General features: G+C 41.8%; 14 protein-coding genes and 1 pseudogene. All 15 read left to right on the forward strand.

Features of this window, described 5'->3' with window-relative positions; all coding sequences use genetic code 11:
• The first annotated feature begins 44 nt into the window (after window positions 1–44).
• Window positions 45–1145 carry a DNA cytosine methyltransferase gene (locus MHH50_RS03500; RefSeq protein ID WP_340033942.1) on the forward strand — a complete coding sequence of 367 codons (1101 nt, stop codon included), beginning with the start codon at window positions 45–47 and terminating at the stop codon, window positions 1143–1145.
• Window positions 1142–3679 carry an ATP-binding protein gene (locus MHH50_RS03505; protein ID WP_340033943.1) on the forward strand — a complete coding sequence of 846 codons (2538 nt, stop codon included), beginning with the start codon at window positions 1142–1144 and terminating at the stop codon, window positions 3677–3679. Before MHH50_RS03500 ends, MHH50_RS03505 begins: the two co-directional genes overlap by 4 nt.
• A complete protein-coding gene (locus MHH50_RS03510) occupies window positions 3676–5412 on the forward strand; it encodes a DEAD/DEAH box helicase family protein (RefSeq protein ID WP_340033944.1) in 1737 nt (578 codons plus the stop codon). The genes MHH50_RS03505 and MHH50_RS03510 overlap by 4 nt, the downstream gene beginning before the upstream one ends.
• Window positions 5409–6119, forward strand: a complete 711-nt coding sequence (locus tag MHH50_RS03515) for a hypothetical protein (protein ID WP_340033945.1) — start codon at window positions 5409–5411, stop codon at window positions 6117–6119. The genes MHH50_RS03510 and MHH50_RS03515 overlap by 4 nt, the downstream gene beginning before the upstream one ends.
• 198 nt (window positions 6120–6317) lie before the next feature.
• Window positions 6318–6789, forward strand: a pseudogene (tnpA, locus tag MHH50_RS03520) (IS200/IS605 family transposase).
• Between the two features lie 393 nt (window positions 6790–7182).
• Window positions 7183–7392, forward strand: coding sequence for a hypothetical protein (locus MHH50_RS03525; protein WP_248549402.1), 210 nt, complete (start codon window positions 7183–7185; stop codon window positions 7390–7392).
• 231 nt (window positions 7393–7623) lie between these two features.
• On the forward strand, window positions 7624–7917 hold the full coding sequence (locus MHH50_RS03530) for a hypothetical protein (protein WP_179089989.1): 294 nt from the start codon (window positions 7624–7626) through the stop codon (window positions 7915–7917).
• 251 nt (window positions 7918–8168) lie between these two features.
• Window positions 8169–9152 carry a hypothetical protein gene (locus MHH50_RS03535; RefSeq protein WP_340033946.1) on the forward strand — a complete coding sequence of 328 codons (984 nt, stop codon included), beginning with the start codon at window positions 8169–8171 and terminating at the stop codon, window positions 9150–9152.
• Window positions 9149–10678 (forward strand): DrmE family protein, encoded by a 1530-nt coding sequence (locus MHH50_RS03540; RefSeq protein ID WP_340033947.1) that lies wholly within the window; start codon window positions 9149–9151, stop codon window positions 10676–10678. The genes MHH50_RS03535 and MHH50_RS03540 overlap by 4 nt, the downstream gene beginning before the upstream one ends.
• A gap of 2 nt (window positions 10679–10680) precedes the next feature.
• The gene (locus tag MHH50_RS03545) at window positions 10681–14190 is read left to right on the forward strand and encodes a helicase-related protein (RefSeq protein ID WP_340033948.1); all 3510 of its coding nucleotides are present in this window, start codon (window positions 10681–10683) and stop codon (window positions 14188–14190) included.
• On the forward strand, window positions 14187–16082 hold the full coding sequence (locus MHH50_RS03550; RefSeq protein WP_340033949.1) for a DUF1998 domain-containing protein: 1896 nt from the start codon (window positions 14187–14189) through the stop codon (window positions 16080–16082). The genes MHH50_RS03545 and MHH50_RS03550 overlap by 4 nt, the downstream gene beginning before the upstream one ends.
• A 376-nt stretch (window positions 16083–16458) precedes the next feature.
• Entirely contained in the window at window positions 16459–16914 is a 456-nt protein-coding gene (locus MHH50_RS03555; protein ID WP_340033950.1) for a hypothetical protein, read from the forward strand.
• A 146-nt stretch (window positions 16915–17060) separates the two neighbouring features.
• Window positions 17061–17750: a nuclease-related domain-containing protein gene (locus tag MHH50_RS03560; RefSeq protein ID WP_340033951.1), complete on the forward strand. Its 690-nt coding sequence runs from the start codon at window positions 17061–17063 to the stop codon at window positions 17748–17750.
• A gap of 17 nt (window positions 17751–17767) precedes the next feature.
• A complete protein-coding gene (locus MHH50_RS03565; RefSeq protein ID WP_340033952.1) occupies window positions 17768–20020 on the forward strand; it encodes a DUF3578 domain-containing protein in 2253 nt (750 codons plus the stop codon).
• Window positions 19992–22406, forward strand: coding sequence for a restriction endonuclease-like protein (locus MHH50_RS03570; RefSeq protein WP_340033953.1), 2415 nt, complete (start codon window positions 19992–19994; stop codon window positions 22404–22406). Before MHH50_RS03565 ends, MHH50_RS03570 begins: the two co-directional genes overlap by 29 nt.
• Window positions 22407–22729 lie beyond the last annotated feature (323 nt).

A 22729-nucleotide genomic window follows, 5' to 3' on the forward strand; every position in this document is an offset into this window, starting at 1 on the left:
TTTATGAAAGGGAGCACAAGAATATGCGGATAGATTTTACAATCATGAAACCGGAAATTCCGGTGTTATCCTTTTTTAGCGGTGCAGGCTTTTTAGACATCGGCTTCATGCAAGCTGGCTTTAAGACTGTCTGGTCTAATGAATATGACCGCAATTTTGTGAAGGGATTCGAATATGGTCTTAGCTCTATGACGGGACAACATCACAGAATAATAAATAATACATCAATTATCGGAATTGGGCCCAATCAAATTATGCGGGAAGCATTTCATAATACTGCAGTTCCTGATATTTTTGGAATAATAGGCGGTCCACCTTGCCCGGATTTTTCAATAGGAGGAAAGAACAAAGGGCGTACCGGAGAGAATGGTGTTCTTTCTAAGATCTATGTTGATAAAATAATGGATCTTCAGCCAACCTTTTTTTTATTTGAAAATGTGAAAGGGCTCTTTAAGACAGCAAGGCACCGTGAATTTTTCGATGATTTGAGAAGGCAGTTTTCGGAACACTATATGACTGATGTACGTATTTTGAATGCTCTGGATTTTGGAGTACCGCAGGACAGGGAACGTGTATTTATGGTGGGGTTAAAAAAGAAATGGTTAAAGAAAAAACTCGGTGTCAGAAATATTCCCAAGGATTATGAGTGGTTTCAATGGCCCGAGGATAAACATTTTGCAGGTGCAAAACAGCGGTTTGCATGGCCGCGGGAAGTGCCGTTTGGAATTACTCCTGAGAAGCCTGCCGATATTCCGGAACAATTAATGGTGGGGCCAATTATATGTGATCTGGATGAAACGGCTCTTTTGCCCAATGGTCTTGAAGGCCTAAGGCCTATGAGCGATAAATATCATGTTATACGTGAAGGTGACGTATCACGGAAAAGTTTTAAACGGCTGCACCGCTGGCGCTATAGCCCCACTGCAGCTTATGGGCATAATGAGGTTCATTTGCATCCGACACAACCGAGAAGGCTGACAGTCCGGGAAGCTCTCCGGATTCAAAGTGTTCCTGATACGTACATATTGCCTGCGGAAATGCCTCTAACATATAAGTTCAAAACAATTAGTAACGGTGTACCTGTAAAACTGGCTCATGCAATGGCGGTTGCGATCAGAAGAATGATAGAGGAGGAACCTAGATGACGCCAACAGTTAAGTTTTTTGATTTTACACCAGATCCCAAAGTGCTGATAGCTCTGACTCATACCCCAATGCTTCCATTAGATGCATTATGCGAATTAATTGATAATGCGATAGATTCGTTTCAGGCTGCCAGACTCACAGGTATAAGGATAGAAAATCCTCTAATTTCCATTGAGCTGCCAAGAAATTCAGATCTTAATAAAAATACCGGAATAATACGTATCCGTGACAACGGACCGGGCATGACGGCTGAAATGGCTGAAAAGTCAATCAGGGCGGGATTCTCCGGTAATAATTCATATGATAGTCTCGGGTTATTTGGTATGGGTTTTAATATTTCTACAGGTAAGTTCGGCAGAGTTACCAGGCTGCTGACAGTCCGGGAAAATGAAGAGCAGGCTATAGAGGTAGTAATTGATCTTGAAAGTATTAATCAGTCTAAAAATTATCAGCTGCCTGTAAATCCCGTTGATAAACCAAGGGGAATTAGTCACGGGACAGTTATTGAAATAAGCCAATGGTGGCCTGAGGGAAATGCAAACAGCCAGTTTGTCAAACGTCTCATTCATTACGGACTTCCAAAAGTGCGTTCTGAGCTCGGCCGGCGCTATGCCACAGTTTTATCCAAGCGGGAAATCAGAATAATGGTAAACGGAGAACCCTGCGAAGCATTTGAGCATTGTGTCTGGGGCTCTAACAGATATGTTGAACGGAAAGGGCATGGACAGATTCATGCCAGATATGACTTCGACCATATTATTGGGGTGCAGAGAAGATGCGGTAATTGTACAGCTTTAATTCCGGATGAAATGATTGAATGTCCATCATGTAAATCTTCAAACATCCGGAGTGTTGAGGAAAAGGTGAAAGGCTGGGTCGGTATCCAAAGATTCGACGACAGCACTGAATACGGAATTGATTTAATCAGGAATGGCAGGGCGATCCGGATAGCTGAAAAAACAGCTTTTTTTGAATTTGTAGATGAATTTAAGAAAACAATTATGGATTATCCTATTGACGGGCCATTCGGAAGAATATCAGGTGAAGTACATCTAAACCATGTCCCGGTAGACTTTCTAAAACAGGATTTTCAGCGCAGCAGCTCTGAATGGCAACGTGCCATCTCTTATTTAAGAGGGGAGAGCTCATTGCAGCCTAGTCAGCCGGGTGCGGATCAAAACAAAAGCTATATCTACAAACTGTATCAGGGGTACCGCAGAGTCAGAAAGCCGGGGAAGGCCGACTTATATATGGGATATTGGGATAGGGATTCCAATGAACCTAAGCGTATATCAAGGGATGTAGAAAAAGAATATTATCAAAAATTCTTAGAAAAATTGCCCGGATACTATGATGATTCAGAATGGTGGAAGCTGGTAGAACAAGCTGATTCCCCGCCGCTTGAAGAATTGGTTGATTGTCCGGAATGCAGCGCGCAGAATCTGAAGGAACATGATACATGCAATGTTTGCGGCTACATATTAATAGGGAAGCCATGTATTAATCCGGATTGTAAACATGAGATCCCCAAGTCAGCGTATTCTTGCCCGGAGTGTGGCATGTCCCAGGTGCCAAAAATTGAAGAACCATGGACCTGCCATGTTTGCGGTACCAAAAACAGGGCTGCTGAAAAGAGCTGTACATCATGCAGTGAGAAGAAAGGCACTGAGAATACTCTTTCAAAGGAATTCCTCTCACAGAATGCCAACAAATCTGATGATTTATCTATACCAGGCTGTTCAATTATGCTGGCTGACGGTGTTTACAGTTCACCTGTGAATGTAAATGTTTTTATTACTCAATTACCGATAAAGTCAAATCAGCAAACTGACGGGATTCCGCTGATTGTTTTTAAGGAAGAAGAAATAGATGTCTACCTGGACAAAACCCACAAATTGTTTAAATCGTTCCAGATCCGGCCTGAACAGATGATAGCTGCTGAAGTTGCACTTTACATTTATGATATGAACCGGAGACTTTCCGGAAAACAATATCACGGAAGACACGCCCTCTCAACAATTGAATGGCAGATTCTAAACAGCCGATGGTCTGATAAACTTGAGGATAGCCCGGACAAAATCCGGGAAGAAGTTTATAGATTCTTTACCCAGTTAAAAGAGAAACTTCCGGAGCTTTTAAAAGAAACAGCCACCGATATATTTGACGAGATGGACGAAGAACAGAAAAGAGCAATGGTTGATAACATGCTTAATCAAAATGCTGATATCAGCCGGCTTGGAGAGATGAAGGAGACCGGTTTATTTCTATTGTATATTGATGAGGCAGTTATTACTGATATTTTTAAAAAGTATTCGCATGTATTTTTTGATGGAGGGATATGGGAAGTTGCATACTCAAGTCCGGCGGAATTAAACGATACAATATTACACAAAGCGCAAATAAGGATCAGGAATATTTATCTTAACTGTTTAAATGATATGGTGAACTATATTAAATATCGTTCAACTGAGACAGGAATCTCTCAAAAAACAAGACTGTCATTGGAGTTTCTCCAGCAAAAGGTGATAAAGTGAGTACTTTCATCAGTGAAATAATTTTAAAGTCCGGCACATGGCAGGCATTTGAAAGAGTAGTCTCACGTTTACTGGCACATGAAGGATTTGAAGGCATAAGGCTAGTGGGCCAATCCGGTGACCGCGGGGCTGATGTTCTAGCGCACCGGGCTGGTAAACGGTGGCTGTTCCAAATGAAACACTGGAAAAACAGGGTTGGTGTTGATGTTGCTGACCAGACGCTGGAGGCTATGAGAATTTACAGAGCTCAGGTTCCAGTAATTGTAGCTTTAAACGGATTTGATGAAAGGCTGAAGGAGCATCAAAGAACTCTGATGAGCAGAGGAATTCCGCTACAGCTGTGGGATACAAAGGCGCTTATCACCAGGGCGGAAAAACTTCCGGAAATGCCCGTACTTAACAGAAATCCGCGTGAGTATCAGGAGGAGGCCATTCGATCTGCAATACAAACATTTAACGAAAAGAATAAAAAGGCCCTGATTGTGATGGCTACAGGACTAGGTAAGACTTTTGTTGCATGTGAATCTGTCAGGCGGATTAACGCAATATCTCCACTGAAATTTCTTGTAATAGCCCATACGAATGAGCTTGTTTATCAGATAGAGAAAGCTTTCTGGCCGTTTCTGTCTAAGGAACAGGAAACAACGGTATGGAACGGATATGAGCAGCCTGGCGAAGAGCGTCTTGAAAAAAGTAATGCCGTTTTCGCATGTTTAAATACAGTTGCTGATTATGTCCAGAGAGGGAAAGAACTGCCGTTTTTTGATCTCATTATTATAGATGAATGCCACCATGTTGGGGGACAAATGTATAACGCCGTATTACAAGAGACTCTGGCTGGTACGGATTGCGGACCATTTCTTCTGGGGTTGACAGCAACACCGTGGCGTCCGGATGATGTTGATCTTTCAGAATATTTTGGTGAACCTCTTGTTAGTGTGGATATTGTTACCGGTTTACGTAACGGCTTTTTATCTGATGTCGATTACAGAATGTATACTGACAATATAAACTGGGAATCTCTAGGAGAGTTAAAAGGAAGGAAATTTTCGCCGCGGCATATTAACAGGACTCTGTTTATCACTGAGTGGGACGATGCTGTTGTATTTGAGCTGAAAAGGGTGTGGCAGGAACAAAGTAAACCAAGGGCAATTGTTTTCTGCGGTACGATAGATCATGCAGCTACAATGAGAGACCGTATTAATTCACTCGGTTTCTGTAACGCGTCGGCAATATATTCACAGACTACTGCCGGCCGTTCAATGGATTCTGCAGAACGTAACCGTATACTCTGCGACTTTCAAGACGGTGTAATTGATGTTTTATGTGCAGTTGATATTTTAAACGAGGGTGTTGACGTGCCGGATGTGAACATTATTGTATTTCAGAGAGTGACCCACAGCCGGAGAATATTTATTCAGCAGCTGGGCAGAGGTTTAAGGTTGTCAAAAAATAAGGAGAAAGTTATTGTTCTTGATTTCGTATCTGATATACGCAGATTTGCAGCAGGCATTAATTTGAAAGATGGCCTCGCTGAAGATGGGCCGGCTCCGGGGAATCCGGTAAGAATTAGCCTGCCGCATAAAGTGACATTCAGAAAAGCAGGCGGTGAGGACCCGCAAACGGAGTCCTTTTTAAGACAATGGCTTGAGGATGTGGCTGCGGTAGAAGGAGCGGGCGAGGATACAAGCATACTTAAATTTCCGCCGGAATTACGGGGAGGACGAAAATGACATTTGATGAAGTCATCAATGATATTGAGAAGATGATCGGGTTAGAACTGGAAAGTATTAAGGCTGGTGCTAACATTACGCTTACCGGGATAGACAAAAGAGCTAAGAGGATCGAATTAATGACCTCGGCGGGCAAACTTAAAACAAGGCCCTTTAGTGAACTTGAAAAAATATGGAATAAACTCTGTTCTTCACCAGCTGCTCATGTAGATAGTGTTCTTGGAGGCTCCGGATCAAGCCGGAACCAGCCCGAGACTGTGATAGCTAACCTGCCGTATGTTGAATGGTTTTTTATAGATGGTAAAAAGCATCTGGCTTTAGTAAAGGAGCCGGCGCATGGTTACGGGACGCTTTTAAAGATGGATGAATTAGCTGCAATTGAAATAAAAGATAAATTATTGAACGTAGCAAATACTGCATGCGAAGTGGTTGTTATTACTGAAGACATTAGGGAAACTGCTTATGCTTATGAGAAGGTTACAGGAATACCATTATACCCGGTTTCTCCCGGCGTTTATGAGCAATATAAAGATAAAGTCAGATTTATTATTGTGTCCAAAAGCAATTTGGATAATCAAGTTAAGCCGGGAACTTATATAGTGGTTTCTGGGGGGGACAACATGAGTTCTGAGCCGAAAATACATTTAGACGGGCGGGAATTTCAAGTGTTTTCTGAGAGCGGGATTGAGGTTTTCATTTCATTATAATCATTATAACTAGCATTTAGACGCGAAATACACCCGAATTTAGGGTGTATTTTTATTATGGCTTTAGCCAGTTGAGTGCGTGAAACGCGCGAAACAAAAAACCACCCGCTATGCGGGTGGAGGGAACGAGGGTTTGACCACCAAGACCATTCCGATAGAATTGAGATGTTCAGGCTCAATGGAAAGGAATGGTCAAAGATGGCAAACAAGAGCTATAGTCTAGCTCACACGAAGTGGATGTGCAAATACCATATCGTGTTCACCCCGAAGTATAGACGGAAAGAAATTTATAATCAAGTGAGGAAAGATCTAATCGAAATTTTCATACGTCTATGTAAGTACAAGGGAGTTGAAATTCTAGAGGGCCACATGATGCCCGATCATGTTCACATGCTGGTGCGATCCCACCGAAAATTGCGGTCTCAACATTCATGGGATATTTAAAGGGAAAAAGTTCGCTCATGATATTCGAAAAGCATGCCCAGTTCAAGTATAAATACGGAAATCGGAAATTTTGGGCAGAAGAATACTATGTAAGCATGTAGGTCTGAATGAGGCCACCGTAGCCTAATATATACGTGAACAAGAAGCACATGACCAAGCCATAGATAAGCTGAGTGTAAAAGAGTACGAAGATCCATTTAGCGACAAAAGGAACAAAAAGAAATAAACCCGTTTAACGGGTAAGTGAAAATGATAAATTACACTGAGCCTGAACAGAACTGCTGTCAGGCTAGCGTCTTTAGGCGCAGTTTGGCAACAAGGGGTTATACCCCAAGAGCAAACCACCCGTTGGACGGGTGGTCCTGATTTATCGACAAAAAAGGAAGGTATTTGATTTGATTATGTAGAAATAAAGGAGTAATTATCTAAAAGTATGAAGGAAGAGTCTTATGTATCAGGTATACGATAAATGGAGTTCGGCGCCATCGGAATCCTGGTCGGCGATTCCCAAAAGTGGTTCTGCTTGCCCTAGTTCATGAATCTACAAGACGGCGTCCAAACCATTCTGGGCTGGAAGAAGTCCAAATGCGAAGTATAAACACCTTCCCATGTCGTTCAGATGATTGAACAGGGCTTCGAAGCCGCGAAAGGTTTCGGTCAAGCGCTGCTGCTTTTGGATCGATACTTCTTGTCGGTTCCGGCCTTGGAACGGCCGAATGCGTGCCATCTTGCTTCCGAAACCCGCATGCACCTGGTGACCAAAGCCAAATCAACGTGGTTGCCTACGAACGTCCCCCTGCAAAAAAAACGAGATGAAACCGACAACTAAAAAAGGAAAGTCAGTCAAATTAAAGGGGATATTCGTGACTCGAGCGGCCGATTCAGTTTCTGTGCATGGATCTGTTTTGGGGCCAGCGCTTGTATCAGGAATTACGTTTGGTGCTGGTGGTACATGAGGGCCACTGCTCCGTTTTGGTCAGTACGGATTTGGGCCTAACAGCTACCGACATATCATCCGATTGTACAGCTATCGCTTCAAAAACGATGTGCGTTTCGGGAAATGAAGCAGGTCACCCATGACTTCGGTTACCGCTTCTGGAGCAAGTCGATGCCGAAGCTGAACCGATATTTGAGAAAAGAGGAAACGCATCCCCTCGAAGCGGTAACGAACGAACAAGACCGTCAGCGCATCCAGAAAACTATTCAAGCTATCGAGGGATTCGTGATGTGCATGTGCATTGCAATGGGACTCCTACAACTTGTCTCCTTGCAGTTTTCAGGCCGGATGTCGGTGCTGTTTTTCCGTTATCTGCGAACGCCCTCCCATGCCGTGTGCGATTCACTGGTTTCATAACGCTGTAGAACTTCTTACTGTTAATTACAATAATATTCGAATCTACTTTTATTGTGTTTTCCCAGGTGGATTTTAGGAGGAAATAATTTAGTTTTATCGAATATAATCCATTAAATGTAAAAAAATATACAGAAAGGGCGACGACGATAGGAACTATTAAGCATCTATGAAATCACTTGCTCTTTTGATTATGTATGATAAGTTGTACTCCTCTCTAAGATAATCCAAGGAAATGTGAGAGGTGGAGGGAAATGGAGCTAGAGATGTATTATAAAGAAGATACTGGTGGCTGGTTTCTAATTCCAGATTGGTCTACTTTTTTTATTAATCTTGGGAAAGAACTTGCTTTGAGAAATACGGGTAATAAAAGGTGGACTGCTGCCTTGACATTGCCAGCGAAGGAATATATCGCTTCTTTTATTGGTGTTGGAATTTTGTCTTCAGTATTCATAAAGAGTTCTGCTGATGATTTACTAGAAGATCATTTTCAAAATATATCTTCGCTTGAGAAATATACTCCTGTATGGTACAGGAAAAATAAGCGGATATTAAAAGCGGTTTTTCTAGGTGTTGCTGATTTTCAAGGAGAGCAAAGACTGCTCATACAAACACAATCAACAAAAGCAGGTGGCTTAACGGAATATATATCAAAGAAAAATGCATTGGAAATACAACTAAATCCGAATGAAAAACAACGTTTACCTAATAACCAAAAGGGACGGCCTATGACTGTAGAATCTCGCTTAACTGATGCTGTTTTTGGAGTGCACTCGCAAGCTTTACTCAAGCAGCCTAAAACCAGAATTTGTTTTGTAGGTGGAAAGGAACAGCTTGAGAGTGAGATTACAACAAGAATGTTTGCAATTTATGAAGATAATCAAATGATTAAAGGTTCATTAAATGATTTACTGCGGGTTAGACAGTTTCAGCACAGCGTTGACCCGTATCAATCACAATTTGTTTCCTCACTTGCGAGAAAAAATGAAACTGACTTAAATCTGACCTCTACTTCTATAGTTATATACTCAGGCTCCAATGGTTTTTTAAATTGGAAAGAAGATTTTCAGTATACGAACTCCATTGTAGTTCTTGACCGTTCCGAGCCTCAATTTGAGTTTGCAGTTGAGGAAATCAACAATAAATATATTCAAAGTAATAGGACCCCCTTTTTAAAATTGGACCTTGAGGCAATGCCCGGCGGTATTGAATTGTTGTATTGGGAGGAGACAAGATGATTACTCTATCCAGAGTGAACAAATTATTTGAGCTGGCAAGTAATTATAACTTGCGATTTCATGAAGTGTCTTCAAAACCGCTTGCTGAATATTCTTTATCGTTAAAAAAGCTTGAGTATAAAATTCTAAATCAGGATGAGGGCGACATTCTTCTGAATGATTTACTAACACATTTTCGTAAATTCAGATTTATACTATCTGCTAGTCCTCTTCCTTTCTCCGCGCACAGCGAATTGATAAATAGTAAGGATTTGAACAGGTTGTCACGACAATGTCAGCTGATATACCAGGATTTAAAAAAGGATATTGATACAGTGCTGGAGACTTATGAAGCATTACGTAACTCTCCGGAGAAACCTGTATTGGATTTTTTACGTGAAAATTTTAAAGATAAACGTTCCACTGGTTTGGTTTTAAAAACTGCCAGTGACTTGAACGCAATAGAAGAAGTATTAAAGCGTACTTTTTTATGGGACAAGTCTTTTTCAGTGGTTACGCCTTCAAAATTAAAAAAGAGCTTTTTTTTTGACAGACTTATTATTTTGGGGCCAACCTACTGGTATCCAGATTATCTATTTCACTGCCCGCGCTCCTCGAGTATTGAAATTATTCTGTATGACTGGCAGTCATACCACACACCGAGAATGGAATATTTCACAAAATCCCATTCCCCAATTTCATCCTTGCTACAGGGATGCAATATACACATGAGAAATACAAGTGATATTGATTACCGGGAATTAATAGAAATCAGTGATCAAATTATTGATTACAAAAAAATCGAAAAAAGTTTAGCCAACAGGCCTGCCCTTACCGCAACGGAATATGTCGGTGCGAAATTGATTGGTTTGGCAGATGCTAAAGGCATATTTTTTGAGGATCATTCAATAAAAAATATATGGACGATATCAATGCAGTCAAAGGAACCGATATTAAAATGTTCTGTTAATGAATTGGATACAGACAGTTACTTACTTATAAGAACTGGTACTGGGCGTGATTATATACAAATCAAAGCTGATGAATTTATCGGAAACCGTGCTGAAAAAATACGTCACCGTCATTATGTCTGGAAAAAAAGGTTGCGCAAATATACGGCTAAATACCCAGCAGAAAAAATCTGTTTCTACCTCCGGAAGCATGGGGGAACCCGGGTAAATAAGATTAACCTTAGAAACTGGGCTTCAGACGATAATATTAAGCCGAGGGAATATAATGATTTTTTAGCCCTTATGAAACTTGTGAAATTTGAAGAGCATGCAGAAAAGTTGTGGAAGGAAGCAGAAGACTTATTTCGTGCGCATCATAGGGCTGGAATGGTTATACGAAAATTACTGATTCAAGAAATTAAGAAATCGAACCTTGGGAAATTGGAACTTGAACAAAAAATGACGTTTCATTTGCCAGATTCTGAAGATGCAACATTTACGGCATATAAGATTGAATACATAAGTCAAAATGTTTTCCAGGTTGAGCCTCACCAGTTAAGAGCATTAATTGATTTCAACCATTTGGGGGGACAGTAAAGATGAATAAGACTTTACTTGCAAATTTAAAAAATCGTGAGGAACTCTATGACAGTTTGAAAAACGAATTTATCGGTCCTTGCGTATCAGATAAAAGCATAACACTGAATAGCAGTAAAACTGTCTTCTTCGATAAAGCCGATGATTTGTATAAGCCGTATAAAGATCAAAATACAGGAGAAGAAATTTTGCAACAATCACCATCACGCCGTTACGGGACAGCGGTCTTATACCCGCTGAAAACCGAGAAAGAGGACTTTATAGAAGAAAAAGAAAATGATCCTAACCATACTGAACCTCTTATTATTGGAGATGCCTCGAAGGATTTGGAGAGCATTGATAGTCGTAATACGGTTGATGAAGACGATACAGATCTGGATATGGTTTCAGCAAATGCCTACCAGCAAAGCAGCATGGCTGTTAGTTTTAAAGCGGATTTTCCACATGGCAGCGAATTGGTTGTCCATGTAAATGGGGGAAGATATCATCCACTTTCCGTTAAGTTAAAAGGGGGAGATGAAGGAAAGACGCATAGATGGTGGGTGCGTGTTCCGGTCCATTTTGTTGTGAAGATAAAAGCAGAAAAACTATTAGGTCCAGAAGAGATATTGGAACACGGAGAAACTACAAATGTAACTAATATGGAAGGGTTAGATATTCAAGCAAATATACTTTCACGCCCGCTCAAAGATACTGAAAGACTTATTACGGTTAGCCTGATCAACCGGACTGAAGCGTTTGGGCATATTCCTTTAGACAGCAGTTGTCTTTTTCAATCTTCATTTAAAGTTGAAATTATTTCTCCAGACTTTCGCCCGTTAATTTTGCCCTATCCTGAAATGGCGGATCTGGATGCTTTGGATGAAGAAGAGCTTTCCATTACTTTATTGTACCGGAAAACTAAAACATATGCTGTTGGTCATGGATGTTCAGCTGATTGGAGCGAAGTTATAAACGACAAAGCCGCTTTTGTACTAACCAGTTTTTTACCATCTTATGAAACAAAAAGTATGACACCAGATATAACAAGAGATGACGGGACAGATATAGTAGTATCCATGAGAGATTTGGCGGGCATAGATCCGACAAATAATGGCATGAATCAATTGGAGGAAATTGTCCGCCTTTATGAGAAATGGATAAAAAAACGTTGGGAAGAAGCAAAAAAACTAGACTCAACATTGACTCCTGCAGCTGAAAGGAATTTGCAGGAATGTGACAAATGTGTAAAGCGAATGAAACAGGGGCTGGAGTACTTAAAAGATCCAATTGTATTGAGTGCCTTCCGGTTAGCCAATGAAGCAATGCTCTTGCAACAAGTGACAGGGGGAGTGATCCGGGAAGCTGAGTTAGCAGATGAGGCTATTTCTTTCTCTTCTCCTTACAGGACACCAGATTTGACCGTAATCCCGGAGAGTAGAGGTAAATGGCGTGCTTTTCAGATTGCATTTATCCTGATGACAATGGAATCGGCTGCTGAGTCTGATTGCCCAGAGCGTGAAACGGTGGAACTCATTTTCTTTCCCACAGGTGGCGGCAAAACAGAAGCCTATTTGGGGTTGTCCGCATTTTCCATCTTTATGCGAAGGTTAAAGAACAAAACTGATTCAGGTGTACATGTACTGATGCGCTACACATTGCGTTTGCTTACGGCTGATCAATTCCAGAGGGCTTCTAGATTAATTTGTGCTATGGAATCAATTCGGCGTCGGCATCAAGAACAATTAGGCAGTGATGAGTTTTCTATCGGCATTTGGCTTGGCGGTGATACAACACCAAATAACCATGTAATTGCAAAAAAACAATTAATGGAGTTGAGAAGCGGTAAGAGCAATGTCAATCCCTTTTTGGTTAACTCTTGTCCTTGGTGCGGTGCAAAAATGGGGAAACTTCGGTTGAAGGAAATTAAGTCTGTTGCTGCAAAAGGAAAAAAAACAAACACTAAAACTAGATCGCAGCCCAATTTCAGTGTACATGGGTACAGGCTGGCGGATGGCAAGGTGGAGATTCATTGTACGGATAATAAATGCCTGTTTAGTGAAAAGTTACCCGTTTACGTTGTAGATGAAGACATTTATGATAAACGACCTACATTTATTATCGGCACTGTAGATAAGTTTGCTCAACTCGCCTGGAACTCCCGGCCGCGTTCTATTTTTGGAATAGGGGGAGATGGAACCAGGAACAGTTCTCCTCCGGGCTTGATTATACAAGATGAACTGCATCTAATATCGGGTCCTTTGGGTTCTATGTCCGGGATATTTGAAGTTCTGATAGAAGAATTGTGTACCGATTACCGGACAGGCAATGGAGTAAAACCGAAAATTGTTTGTTCAACTGCTACGATACGGAGGTACCGAAAACAGATTCAAGATATTTACGACCGTACGAATGTTGCATTATTCCCGGCATCGGGACTAGATGCAGATGATTCATTCTTTGCAACTTATGCACGCGATAAAGAAGGAAAGTTATTACCTGGACGAAAATATGTAGGATTGAATGCACCCGGTCTTGGTTCTATGCAGACAGTACAGGTACGTTCATTAACATCCCTTCTGCAATCCCCCATGAAAATGGACGAAAAAGAAAGAGATCCATGGTGGACGCTGCTTATCTTTTTTAACAGTTTGAGGGAGCTTGGCACGACAGTATCGTTGCTTCAATCGGACATACCTAACCATTTAAAAGTAATTAAAAACCGAGAAAATCTGGATTTTAAAGAATTAAGGCATTTGAATAAAATTAAGGAGCTTACCTCACGGTTATCTAGTGACGAAGTTGCCTCGGCAATCAATGAACTTAAAATACAAAAAGGTGGAGGGACTGTGACAGACGTTTGCCTAGCCTCAAACATCATTGAGGTTGGTGTTGACATTGACCGTCTTTCATTAATGGCTGTTATAGGCCAACCTAAAACCACAGCTCAATATATCCAAGTTACAGGACGTGTAGGTCGTCGTTGGTATGAAAGGCCGGGGCTGGTCGTAACTTTGTACAGCGCATCAAAACCCAGAGACCGCTCTCACTTTGAGAAATTCCGGAGTTACCATGAAAAACTGTATGCCCAGGTGGAGCCAACGAGCGTCACGCCTTTTTCCCCTACAGTAGTAGACCGGATGCTACACGCTGTTATGGTAGGTTATGTACGTCAGTTTGGCCATTTGAATGAGGTTGATTCTCCTTCTCCAGTGCCAGAAGAACTTTTGTCTCAGCTATGGAAAAGAATCTGTAAACGAGTTAAATCAATTGACCAGGAAGAAATGAATAACGTTCAGAAGGTTTTTGAACGCCGTATATCACAATGGAAAACATTGCGCCCGTCCGAATGGTCCAAAAAGAGTACTTCTGATGAGTATCCGTTGCTTTATTCAGCCGGTTCTTATGTGGACCCAACAACAAAAAGAATATCCTGGGCTACACCGAATTCCATGCGGAACGTGGATTCTTCATGTTTGGGTGAAATCAGCACGTTATACGTTCTTCAAGATATAGAGGAGTTGGAATCATGAAGTATCCGATACGCAGGGCCCAATTAATCTCACCGTTCGGTCCTGGAGCATTGTCAATTTCTAAGAATGGAATCTCTTCTGTATGCAGCGGACTGGATCATTGGTTTAAAGATCGACATGGGAAAATGGATTCTACAGATTTGTCCCAGTATAAAATTAAAGAGTGGCGTTTAGAACGGTTGCTAGGCGTGGATCATTTCCGGCTACCGCCAGACTTTCGGACAAGAAGTAGCGGTGATGAGGATATGAATATGTTCTTAACCGTACCTTTCCTGCGCTTTCCAAAATGGCATTATTGCACTTTTTGCGGTCAAATGCATGAATTTCAATATTATGAAAAAAAGAATGAATTGTGCAAAGGTTGTGAACAGAAAGGGTATAAAAACTACTTGGTACAAGCTCCATTCATTGCTATATGTGAAAGAGGCCATTTGCAAGACTTCCCTTGGAGGGAGTGGGTCCATAAACAAAAGACCCCTTCATGCAAAAAAACAATGTACTTGGTAAGCACGGGAGGAGGGGCGCTCACCTCTATGCAAGTAAGGTGTGAATGCGGAGTTGAGCCTCGAATGCTGTACGGTATAACGTCTGCAAACGACGAAGGTAAAACAGAATTAAGTGAATCATTATGTGAAGATGGAACAGTTTTCTTATGCCAGGGTAAGCGTCCGTGGCTTGGTACTGATGAAGGGGTAGATTGTACCTGCCATCTTAGGGCCTCTTTGAGAAGTGCCTCTAATGTTTATTTTGCACAAGTACGCAGTGCCATTTACATTCCTGGAAACAGCAATAAACAAATATCTGAATTACTATCATATTTTGAACACCACCAGGTTTTAAGTATTATAAATTTAGCCAAACGAGCAAGTTTGAGCTTAGATGAAACAGTCCAACAGTTAAAAGGGCAATTTCTGGTTGAGCTAAATGGATATTCTGATTCTGATATCCGCCGGGCATTACTTGTGAGAGAGTCACGAGATGAAGGTCCAGGTAGTGAAGAGGAACTGCCTAATGACATGGAAGCAGTCCTTCGGCAAGAGGAGTATGAAGTATTAAATGGGGAAATAAATCAGGAAGAATTAAAAATTAAACCTGTTCCCGTCGGGTTATACAAAAATAACTTATTCGAGATATCAAAGTATTTTTCGAATATTCACTTAGTAGAAAAATTAAAAGAAACACGCGTTTTAACCGGATTTACCCGAGTTTTCAACGACCAGCAAAATGATATTGAGGATTTAAAATCTATGCTCTGGCGCAAACAACCGGAGGATAAAAATGACGAATGGCTACCGGGCTATGTTGTATTTGGGGAAGGGATTTTCTTTAATTTCAATGAGGAGATTGTAAGGGAATGGGAAGGAAGAATACAAGTATCTGAAAGAACCAAACCCTTAAGTTTACGATATAGGCATTTAGTAGCTAACCGCCGAACCAAGGAGAAAAAAATAACACCGCGCTTCATTATGGCCCATACTTTTGCGCATTTACTTATCAATCAGCTCGTGTTCGAATGTGGATACAGCTCGTCTTCGTTAAGGGAACGACTGTATGTTTCCGACAATGAATCTAATCCGATGTGTGGTGTTCTTATTTATACAGCTGCAGGTGATTCCGATGGAACTATGGGTGGATTGGTACGAATGGGTAAGCCTGGTTATCTGGAAGCAGTTATTCGTAAAGCGTTTAGTAATGCGGGATGGTGCTCTGCCGATCCTGTTTGTACTGAAATCGGCTTGCAAGGGCCAGATTCATGTAATTTAGCCGCTTGCCACAGCTGTTCGTTGATACCAGAAACAGCTTGCGAAGAATTTAATCGCTTTTTAGATAGAGGGTTGATTGTTCCCTTGCAAGGAGTAGATCCGACAACGGCTTTTTTTAATTTAAAATAGCTAAATGCATGAGGGGGAGACCCTTCTTTTTTTTCTTTGGTGGGTGAATAAGCGAATAAATTTTGTTGGAAAGTTGTAGGAAGCTAAATGAATATTCAGCTTATTAACATGCCGTGCTACTACTAATACTATCTCGTAACATTTTAATGTGTTCATTAGTTTATTTTAATTTAATTCGATATTCGCATTAAAATAACATTTTCATCGCATACAATTTGGCTATAGGTAATATCGGAATGAAGCACTGAAAAGATTCTCCAAGTTACAAAAATTTTATTAGAGTGCGAGTTTTAGTCATTTAAAAAGACAAGCTAATAAAATAGCTCTGCCAGAAAGGTGAGGATGCAATGCATAATATGAAGAGGAGAAGCGTAAGTTGAATGAACTAGGGCAGCGGTCACTGGAGCAGGGAATTCCATTAAACACTAATGAGGCGGTTACAGATCAAAGTCTTAGAGTAGATGAACTTATTAATCAGATGAATCAAGAAAGGAACAAATTTTCATATGCGTTTAGTTTAAACTTCTGTCTTGGAGGAGATGTGGTGAGTTTTCCCGCATGGTTTATACAAACGATACAAGGTCGCTTGGATGAGGTGAGCGCAGTGATAGAACATCAATCCGAGCCTAGAATAGCTTTTAAGGAAGAGCGCGAAGCTTTTCAAGCGTTGTTTGCCTCCATGGATATTACACGTAAGCCTGAGTTTGAGTATTGGGAGGATAAGCTTTCATTAAAGCAATCCGTTCTACATGAACGTCTATATCTACAAGGGCTCAAGGATGGAATGCAGCTTGCTAATGCGTATGCTGATCCTTCTGTTCTCTCAGATTAAGACGGAATTGAAGGTATACGTTGACTTTAATGTTGGGGCTGTCCATGCGACAGTCCTTTTTTCTTGTGTGTATTTTTGGAGGTAATCCTTCCCATATTGTCGAATTACCATACATATTGTAAATCCAGATGATATGAGGTTTGGCTATGTTTAAAGCTCTAATGTCTCTCTTCAAAAAATCAGACTCCAAGCCGTCACAGGCTATGCATAAGGTAAACACTCCAAAGCTAAAAGTGGCCTCCACACGAATTGGAGAGTTAGGCGAGTATAAAATCAATATCCAACTTGACCAGCTGCCAAAGGAGTGTAAATCGTTAAGCGATCTATTGCTCCCTAATCCGAAATCTAGAACTGGTTACGCTCAGATTGATCATATCGTTATTTCTCCGTATTGCATATTTGTCATTGAAACGAAAAACTACAATGGAGAAATTAAAGGTAAACAGATGGATCAACAATGGTCAGTGAGCAACCGTTACAAGATGTATAATCCGCTGAAGCAAAATTATGGACATATCAAGTCCGTTGAAAGTCTTCTTAAGGGTCTGCCTAAATTGAAATCTGTATCGATTATCTCATTTACTATGAGATGTCGCTTTAGCATAGATCCAGAGCTCCGCCAAATTCAGTCTAACGAGCTAGTCGTTTATGATGTAGAGTTGAGTGGATTTATCTCCAGAAAACTGCTCCGTTTAAAGTTGGAAAATCCTGAACCGTTATTTTCTCAAGTACAAGTTCAATCTATTTATGACCAACTGAGCCAAGCTAATATTACAGACCTAGCGATCCGAAAGCTTCATGTAGAGAAAATTACTTCGAATACTAAAAATCGTTAACGACCTTGGAGGACTCCATGCCATTACCAGATACAATCAAACAGATTTTCAAGCGTAAACAAAAATCATATAAGATGGTCCTAATCCTATCTTTAATCGAAGAGCTACGAGGCTCTCATCGAGAGCATGTATCGTTTGATCGCATTAAGGAACGGTTTCTTAACTATTTCGTCACTGAGCAAGATAGAGGAAACCGGGTAGATCATCCTCCAGGACGGGAAAGCTGGGCAGAGGTTACTCCGAGCCAACTTAAGGATATTATTAGTAGTCCAGTTAATGCGCTATCAAGTATTATTTTCTTTAACACACAAGATAACTCAATGGGTTTTCAAAGCACTATTATTAGTCAGCTAGGTGAAGAAGGATTAGTTGAACTTAAAGAGTTAGCACAACAAGAATTAGAAAACTATAACACAGCATTAAAAGAATTCTCTATAAAGCAATATTTAGACGAAATTATGGATAGGTATGTTCTGGCTAAAAAAGATAGCTCAGCCAGCCATCCTTTAGGTTTCCTGTTACGTCAGGCAATCCCTAATGAGTTGAAAGCCTTGCCGTTCCTATCAGAAGATTATTATATTATTGAAGGTTCTATTGGAAAAGGAAGATGGGCTGCCATCCCTTGGCTAGCAATTTTGGACAAGCGTGTCACGCAAACTATTCAACGCGGAGAATATGTCGGTTATCTTTTTGCAGAAGATATGAGTACTGTGTATTTAACACTCGCTCAAGGAGTGACGGCTCCAATAAGAGAAAAAGGCCGTAAAGAAGCATACGTGTATCTTCGCGCAAAAACGAAAGAAGTTCGAGAGTTCATACCGCTTGAAAACATGAATAAGGATGAAAATATTCATCTAATGGGTCGAGAACTGGGAAACGATTATCAAGCATCGACGATTGCCTATGTGAAGTATGAGCGTGGAAAAGTTCCGTCTGACGAACAATTAGTAAGAGATCTTCAAAATGTAATGGAAAACTACCGTTTGTATGTGGAAAGGCGTGTGCTTAACGAAACGGCAAGCACCTTGGAGGTAGAACCAGTGACAGAGTATATGGAATCGGTACCTGAGCCAATTGACGACGCCGAAATCCCCTCTATCCTCCACCAAATCCAATCCCACATCCGTCGCAAAGGTTTCTTCTTCCCTGAGCACCTTATCGAGAATTTTTACCTCTCGCTAAAGACTAAGCCTTTTGTCATCCTGGCGGGGATATCGGGAACAGGGAAGACTCGGTTGGTGAAGCTGTTTGCAGAAGCTCTTGGTGCAACGGGGAATAACGGACAGTTTACCTTGATCCCAGTGCGGCCGGATTGGAGTGATCCTGCGGATCTGCTGGGGTACAAGGATCTTTCGGGCAGGTTTAAACCGGGTCCGCTTACGGAAGTATTAGTAGAGGCGCGGAAGCCGGAGAATGGACATAAGCCATATTTTATCTGTATGGATGAGATGAATCTGGCGCGGGTAGAGCATTATTTCAGTGACCTGTTAAGTGTGCTGGAAACGCAGGACTGGCAGGAGGGGAAGATCCAGACACAGGATCTCATATCTTCTACCATGCTGGATACGCCTGAGGATCAAGTGAAGTTTGGCAGCCTCGGTATCCCGGAGAATGTGTTCTTAATCGGGACTGTGAACATGGACGAAACGACACATCCTTTTAGCAAAAAGGTACTGGACCGAGCCAACACACTGGAGTTCAATTACATCAATCTGCAGCAGTATCCGGACATGAGTGAGCAGGAAGAGACGGAAGATCCCGCTGATCTTGCCGAACTGAATCATCTTTTTCTGCGCTCCGATTATTTGCAGCTAGTGGATGCCTATGATGCCAATAAAGAGCTAGTTGTCCGGACGACAGAGAGATTGGTTAAGATCAATGCTCTGCTTGAGGATGTCCATGCTCATGTAGGTTTCCGGGTACGCGATGCGATTTGCTTCTATATGATCTATAACGAACGGTACAAGCTGATGAATGAGGAAGAAGCTTTTGACTGGCAACTGCTGCAAAAGATACTGCCGCGCATTCAAGGGAGCCATTCTTCGGTTCGCCGGGTATTGTTGAACTTGATGAAAGGGGCTCTTGGTACAGGATCTGGTGTGACGGTAAATATTGAAGATCTTATGGACAATGATGCTTCTCCACTCTACCTGAGATGGGCTGCTGGACAAACTCCCCCTACAGCCAAACATCCACAAAGTGCGCGTAAATTGGCTTTTATGCTTAGGAGGCTGGAGGAAGATGGATTCACCTCATACTGGCTCTCTTAATCAGGCGGTAGAATTGCTCCGTGTAGAAACGGAGCTTTTTACGCTTTTTCTTCAAGGAAGGCCATATCATCCTACTGTGGAGACCTTGCAGCTTCATCGTTCTTCTAGTCAGGAGTGGGTAAATGCTCAGTTTGGGATTACATGCTCCGAACGGCTTGGTAATGTTCAGATTAAAGTCTTTTCCCCTGAAGCCCATGGGATGGTGGACTGGCAGCAGAGGGAGTCTGTTTTTCCTTGTTTTTATGAGACACAGTCGTATGAGCTGGTGATTCAGAAGAAGACCGCTGCTAACCTATCTTTTTATCATGAAAATGTGCTGCTTCGGCAGGCAATTAAGCCTTTAGGTGAGACTATTCTTGCGGGTGTTCTGAACTTTGGGAATGAGGTAGGTTTGACGGAGTGGGAGATCCGTAGTTCAGGACAGGCTTTGCTGCGGGTAGAGATGGAGATCTTTCCCTCTAAAATGGATTACAAGCTGGATTACCAGAATATTTTAAATGAAGTGAATGAGCATATTTATAACTTGGCTTTTGATTTTTTGCGCAAAACCTACCAACTAACAGGCTTGCGGGAGACGCAGCATCAGAGCTTGACGGAGTTTTTTACCATACTTCAGCATGTATTTAGACAGCTTCTGGATGCGGTTGAGCGGATTAACAAGAATCCCCATTACGCTCTGCTTCAGGACTGCCGACTAGTGGATGCCAATCGGGTCAAAAAGGCAGGAAGAGAGAACATCCGCGAGCTCGCGAAGCATCCCGAACGATTAAGAGAAGACATGAACCATGGATTCTTGACCATCGGTAGCCGAAATTACACAGCCACACATTTAATGGAGACACGAAGACGCCTCGCCTATGATACTAATGAAAACCGGTTCATCCGCTGGATGCTGGAACGCATTCATGGAAAGCTGAAAGAGCTCAAGGGTCGCTGGAAGATTAAAAACCGAACCCCAGATCCATTACTTATAAAAAGGTTAGACAACATGCTCACTCAACTAGAGCGGGTGCTCAAGATGGATTTTTTGCGTGAGGCTGGAGTACTGAGGCAGATGTCCGTTACACTGGTGCTGCAGATGGCCCCTGGATACCGCGAGGTCTATCGCTGTTATCTAATGCTGCTCAAAGGCTTGTTTATCCAAGGTGATCTGCTGCGCCTGTCTATGAAGGATGTCGCGCAGCTCTATGAATACTGGTGCTTCCTCAAGTTGAATCAGCTTCTGGGTCAGAAGTATAAGCTGGTGAAGCAGGATATTATTAAGGTGAATCGGAATGGTATTTTTGTTACCCTTGACCGCTCGCAGAGCGCTAAGATGGTGTACGAGAATCCAGTTAACGGAGAGCAGTTCATCCTGTATTATAATGCGATTCCTAACTCGGATAAGGCACCGACGCTCAATCAGCGTCCGGATAATGTGCTGACACTGAAGAAGAAGGATGCTGGCAAAATCAAAGAGTATAAGTATGTTTTTGATGCGAAATACCGATTAAATCCGGCTTATGAAGGGACTTCCTATCACCGCACTTATAGGCAGCCTGGTCCTGAAGAGGATGACATCAACACCATGCACCGTTATCGGGATGCCATTGTGTATCAGGAGAAGGGATCGGAAGAATATGAGCGAAGCATGTTTGGCGCCTATGTGTTATTCCCCTACCCGGATGAGGAGCGGTATAAGACCCACCGATTCTATAAAAGCATCGAGCTATTGAACATTGGCGCTTTGCCATTCCTACCGAATTCTACGAGCCTAGTTGAGCGATTCTTGGAAGAGATTATTCAGGATAGTCCGGAAAAAGCTTATGAACGCTCGACTCGTCCGCGCGGCACGAAAGAATACTATGCCAACCAACTCGCGGGCAAAAATGTGCTTGTTGGTTCTGTCCGGGGACCCGAACAAGTGGAGGTGGCGCTGGGGAAAGCTTTTTATCATATGCCGTTAAGGAATCTTGCAAATCAGAAGATCCTAACGCAAATTGAATACGTAGCGATGTGCCAATCCCGCAAAAAGTTCATTGATCCTGCAAAAACGGGGATTCACTGGGTAGGGAAAGTAGCGGATTGGAAGGTGCTGCGGCGTAATGAGATTAAAGAGGTTCCTTGTCGCCCGGGTACTGAAGAAGATCTGTATGTACGATTTACGGTCGAGGAATGGAAAGCAATTACGTCTCCTATCATGCTAGGTGGTCAAAGAATACAAACGGTGCTCTATACGAGTAAATATATTCTGGATCGTGCGTTGGAAATCGCGGAGCTTCGCTTAGAAACGGAGGGAGATCTTCGTGAATGGCGTGAGAAACGCCGAAAGGGCAGAGTGAAGGTGAAGTTGGATCATGAGCAGTATGTGGACTTAGGGAAGGTTGTTGAAGTTCGGAATATTTAAGGTTAGTGAACATGAAGTAAGGTTATTGTCCTGCCAATCTTTCAAGCTTCCCGCTGGATAATGGCAGGATTTTTTATATTGAGCAAATATAGAGCATCCTGTAAATAGAGTATACTTGGAATGAACATGTTATGATAACAGTTTTATAGAAAGATATCACCTAGAAAAGCTTACGGATTCACTGGATGTACAAGTGTGATGTATTGATCCTGAAAATCTTGAAGTTCATAAATTATGAAATTAATTGTACCGCAGAGATTCTCCCCTTTTTCACCTCATATATATCCACCTCGTAACTCTAGTAACAACACTTTCGCGGATTA

Source organism: Paenibacillus sp. FSL H3-0302 (genome assembly GCF_037982245.1).
In the GTDB taxonomy this organism is placed as follows: domain Bacteria; phylum Bacillota; class Bacilli; order Paenibacillales; family Paenibacillaceae; genus Paenibacillus_AQ; species Paenibacillus_AQ odorifer.

Excerpts from the sequence above, each read along its gene's own strand:
- MHH50_RS03550 (WP_340033949.1), top strand. The coding sequence starts at position 14,187 with ATGAAGTATCCGATACGCAGGGCCCAATTAATCTCACCGTTCGGTCCT.
- MHH50_RS03535 (WP_340033946.1), top strand. The coding sequence starts at position 8,169 with ATGGAGCTAGAGATGTATTATAAAGAAGATACTGGTGGCTGGTTTCTA.
- MHH50_RS03530 (WP_179089989.1), top strand. The coding sequence starts at position 7,624 with ATGAAGCAGGTCACCCATGACTTCGGTTACCGCTTCTGGAGCAAGTCG.
- MHH50_RS03565 (WP_340033952.1), top strand. The coding sequence starts at position 17,768 with ATGCCATTACCAGATACAATCAAACAGATTTTCAAGCGTAAACAAAAA.
- MHH50_RS03515 (WP_340033945.1), top strand. The coding sequence starts at position 5,409 with ATGACATTTGATGAAGTCATCAATGATATTGAGAAGATGATCGGGTTA.
- MHH50_RS03540 (WP_340033947.1), top strand. The coding sequence starts at position 9,149 with ATGATTACTCTATCCAGAGTGAACAAATTATTTGAGCTGGCAAGTAAT.
- MHH50_RS03545 (WP_340033948.1), top strand. The coding sequence starts at position 10,681 with ATGAATAAGACTTTACTTGCAAATTTAAAAAATCGTGAGGAACTCTAT.
- MHH50_RS03570 (WP_340033953.1), top strand. The coding sequence starts at position 19,992 with ATGGATTCACCTCATACTGGCTCTCTTAATCAGGCGGTAGAATTGCTC.
- MHH50_RS03560 (WP_340033951.1), top strand. The coding sequence starts at position 17,061 with ATGTTTAAAGCTCTAATGTCTCTCTTCAAAAAATCAGACTCCAAGCCG.
- MHH50_RS03525 (WP_248549402.1), top strand. The coding sequence starts at position 7,183 with ATGATTGAACAGGGCTTCGAAGCCGCGAAAGGTTTCGGTCAAGCGCTG.
- MHH50_RS03505 (WP_340033943.1), top strand. The coding sequence starts at position 1,142 with ATGACGCCAACAGTTAAGTTTTTTGATTTTACACCAGATCCCAAAGTG.
- MHH50_RS03500 (WP_340033942.1), top strand. The coding sequence starts at position 45 with ATGAAACCGGAAATTCCGGTGTTATCCTTTTTTAGCGGTGCAGGCTTT.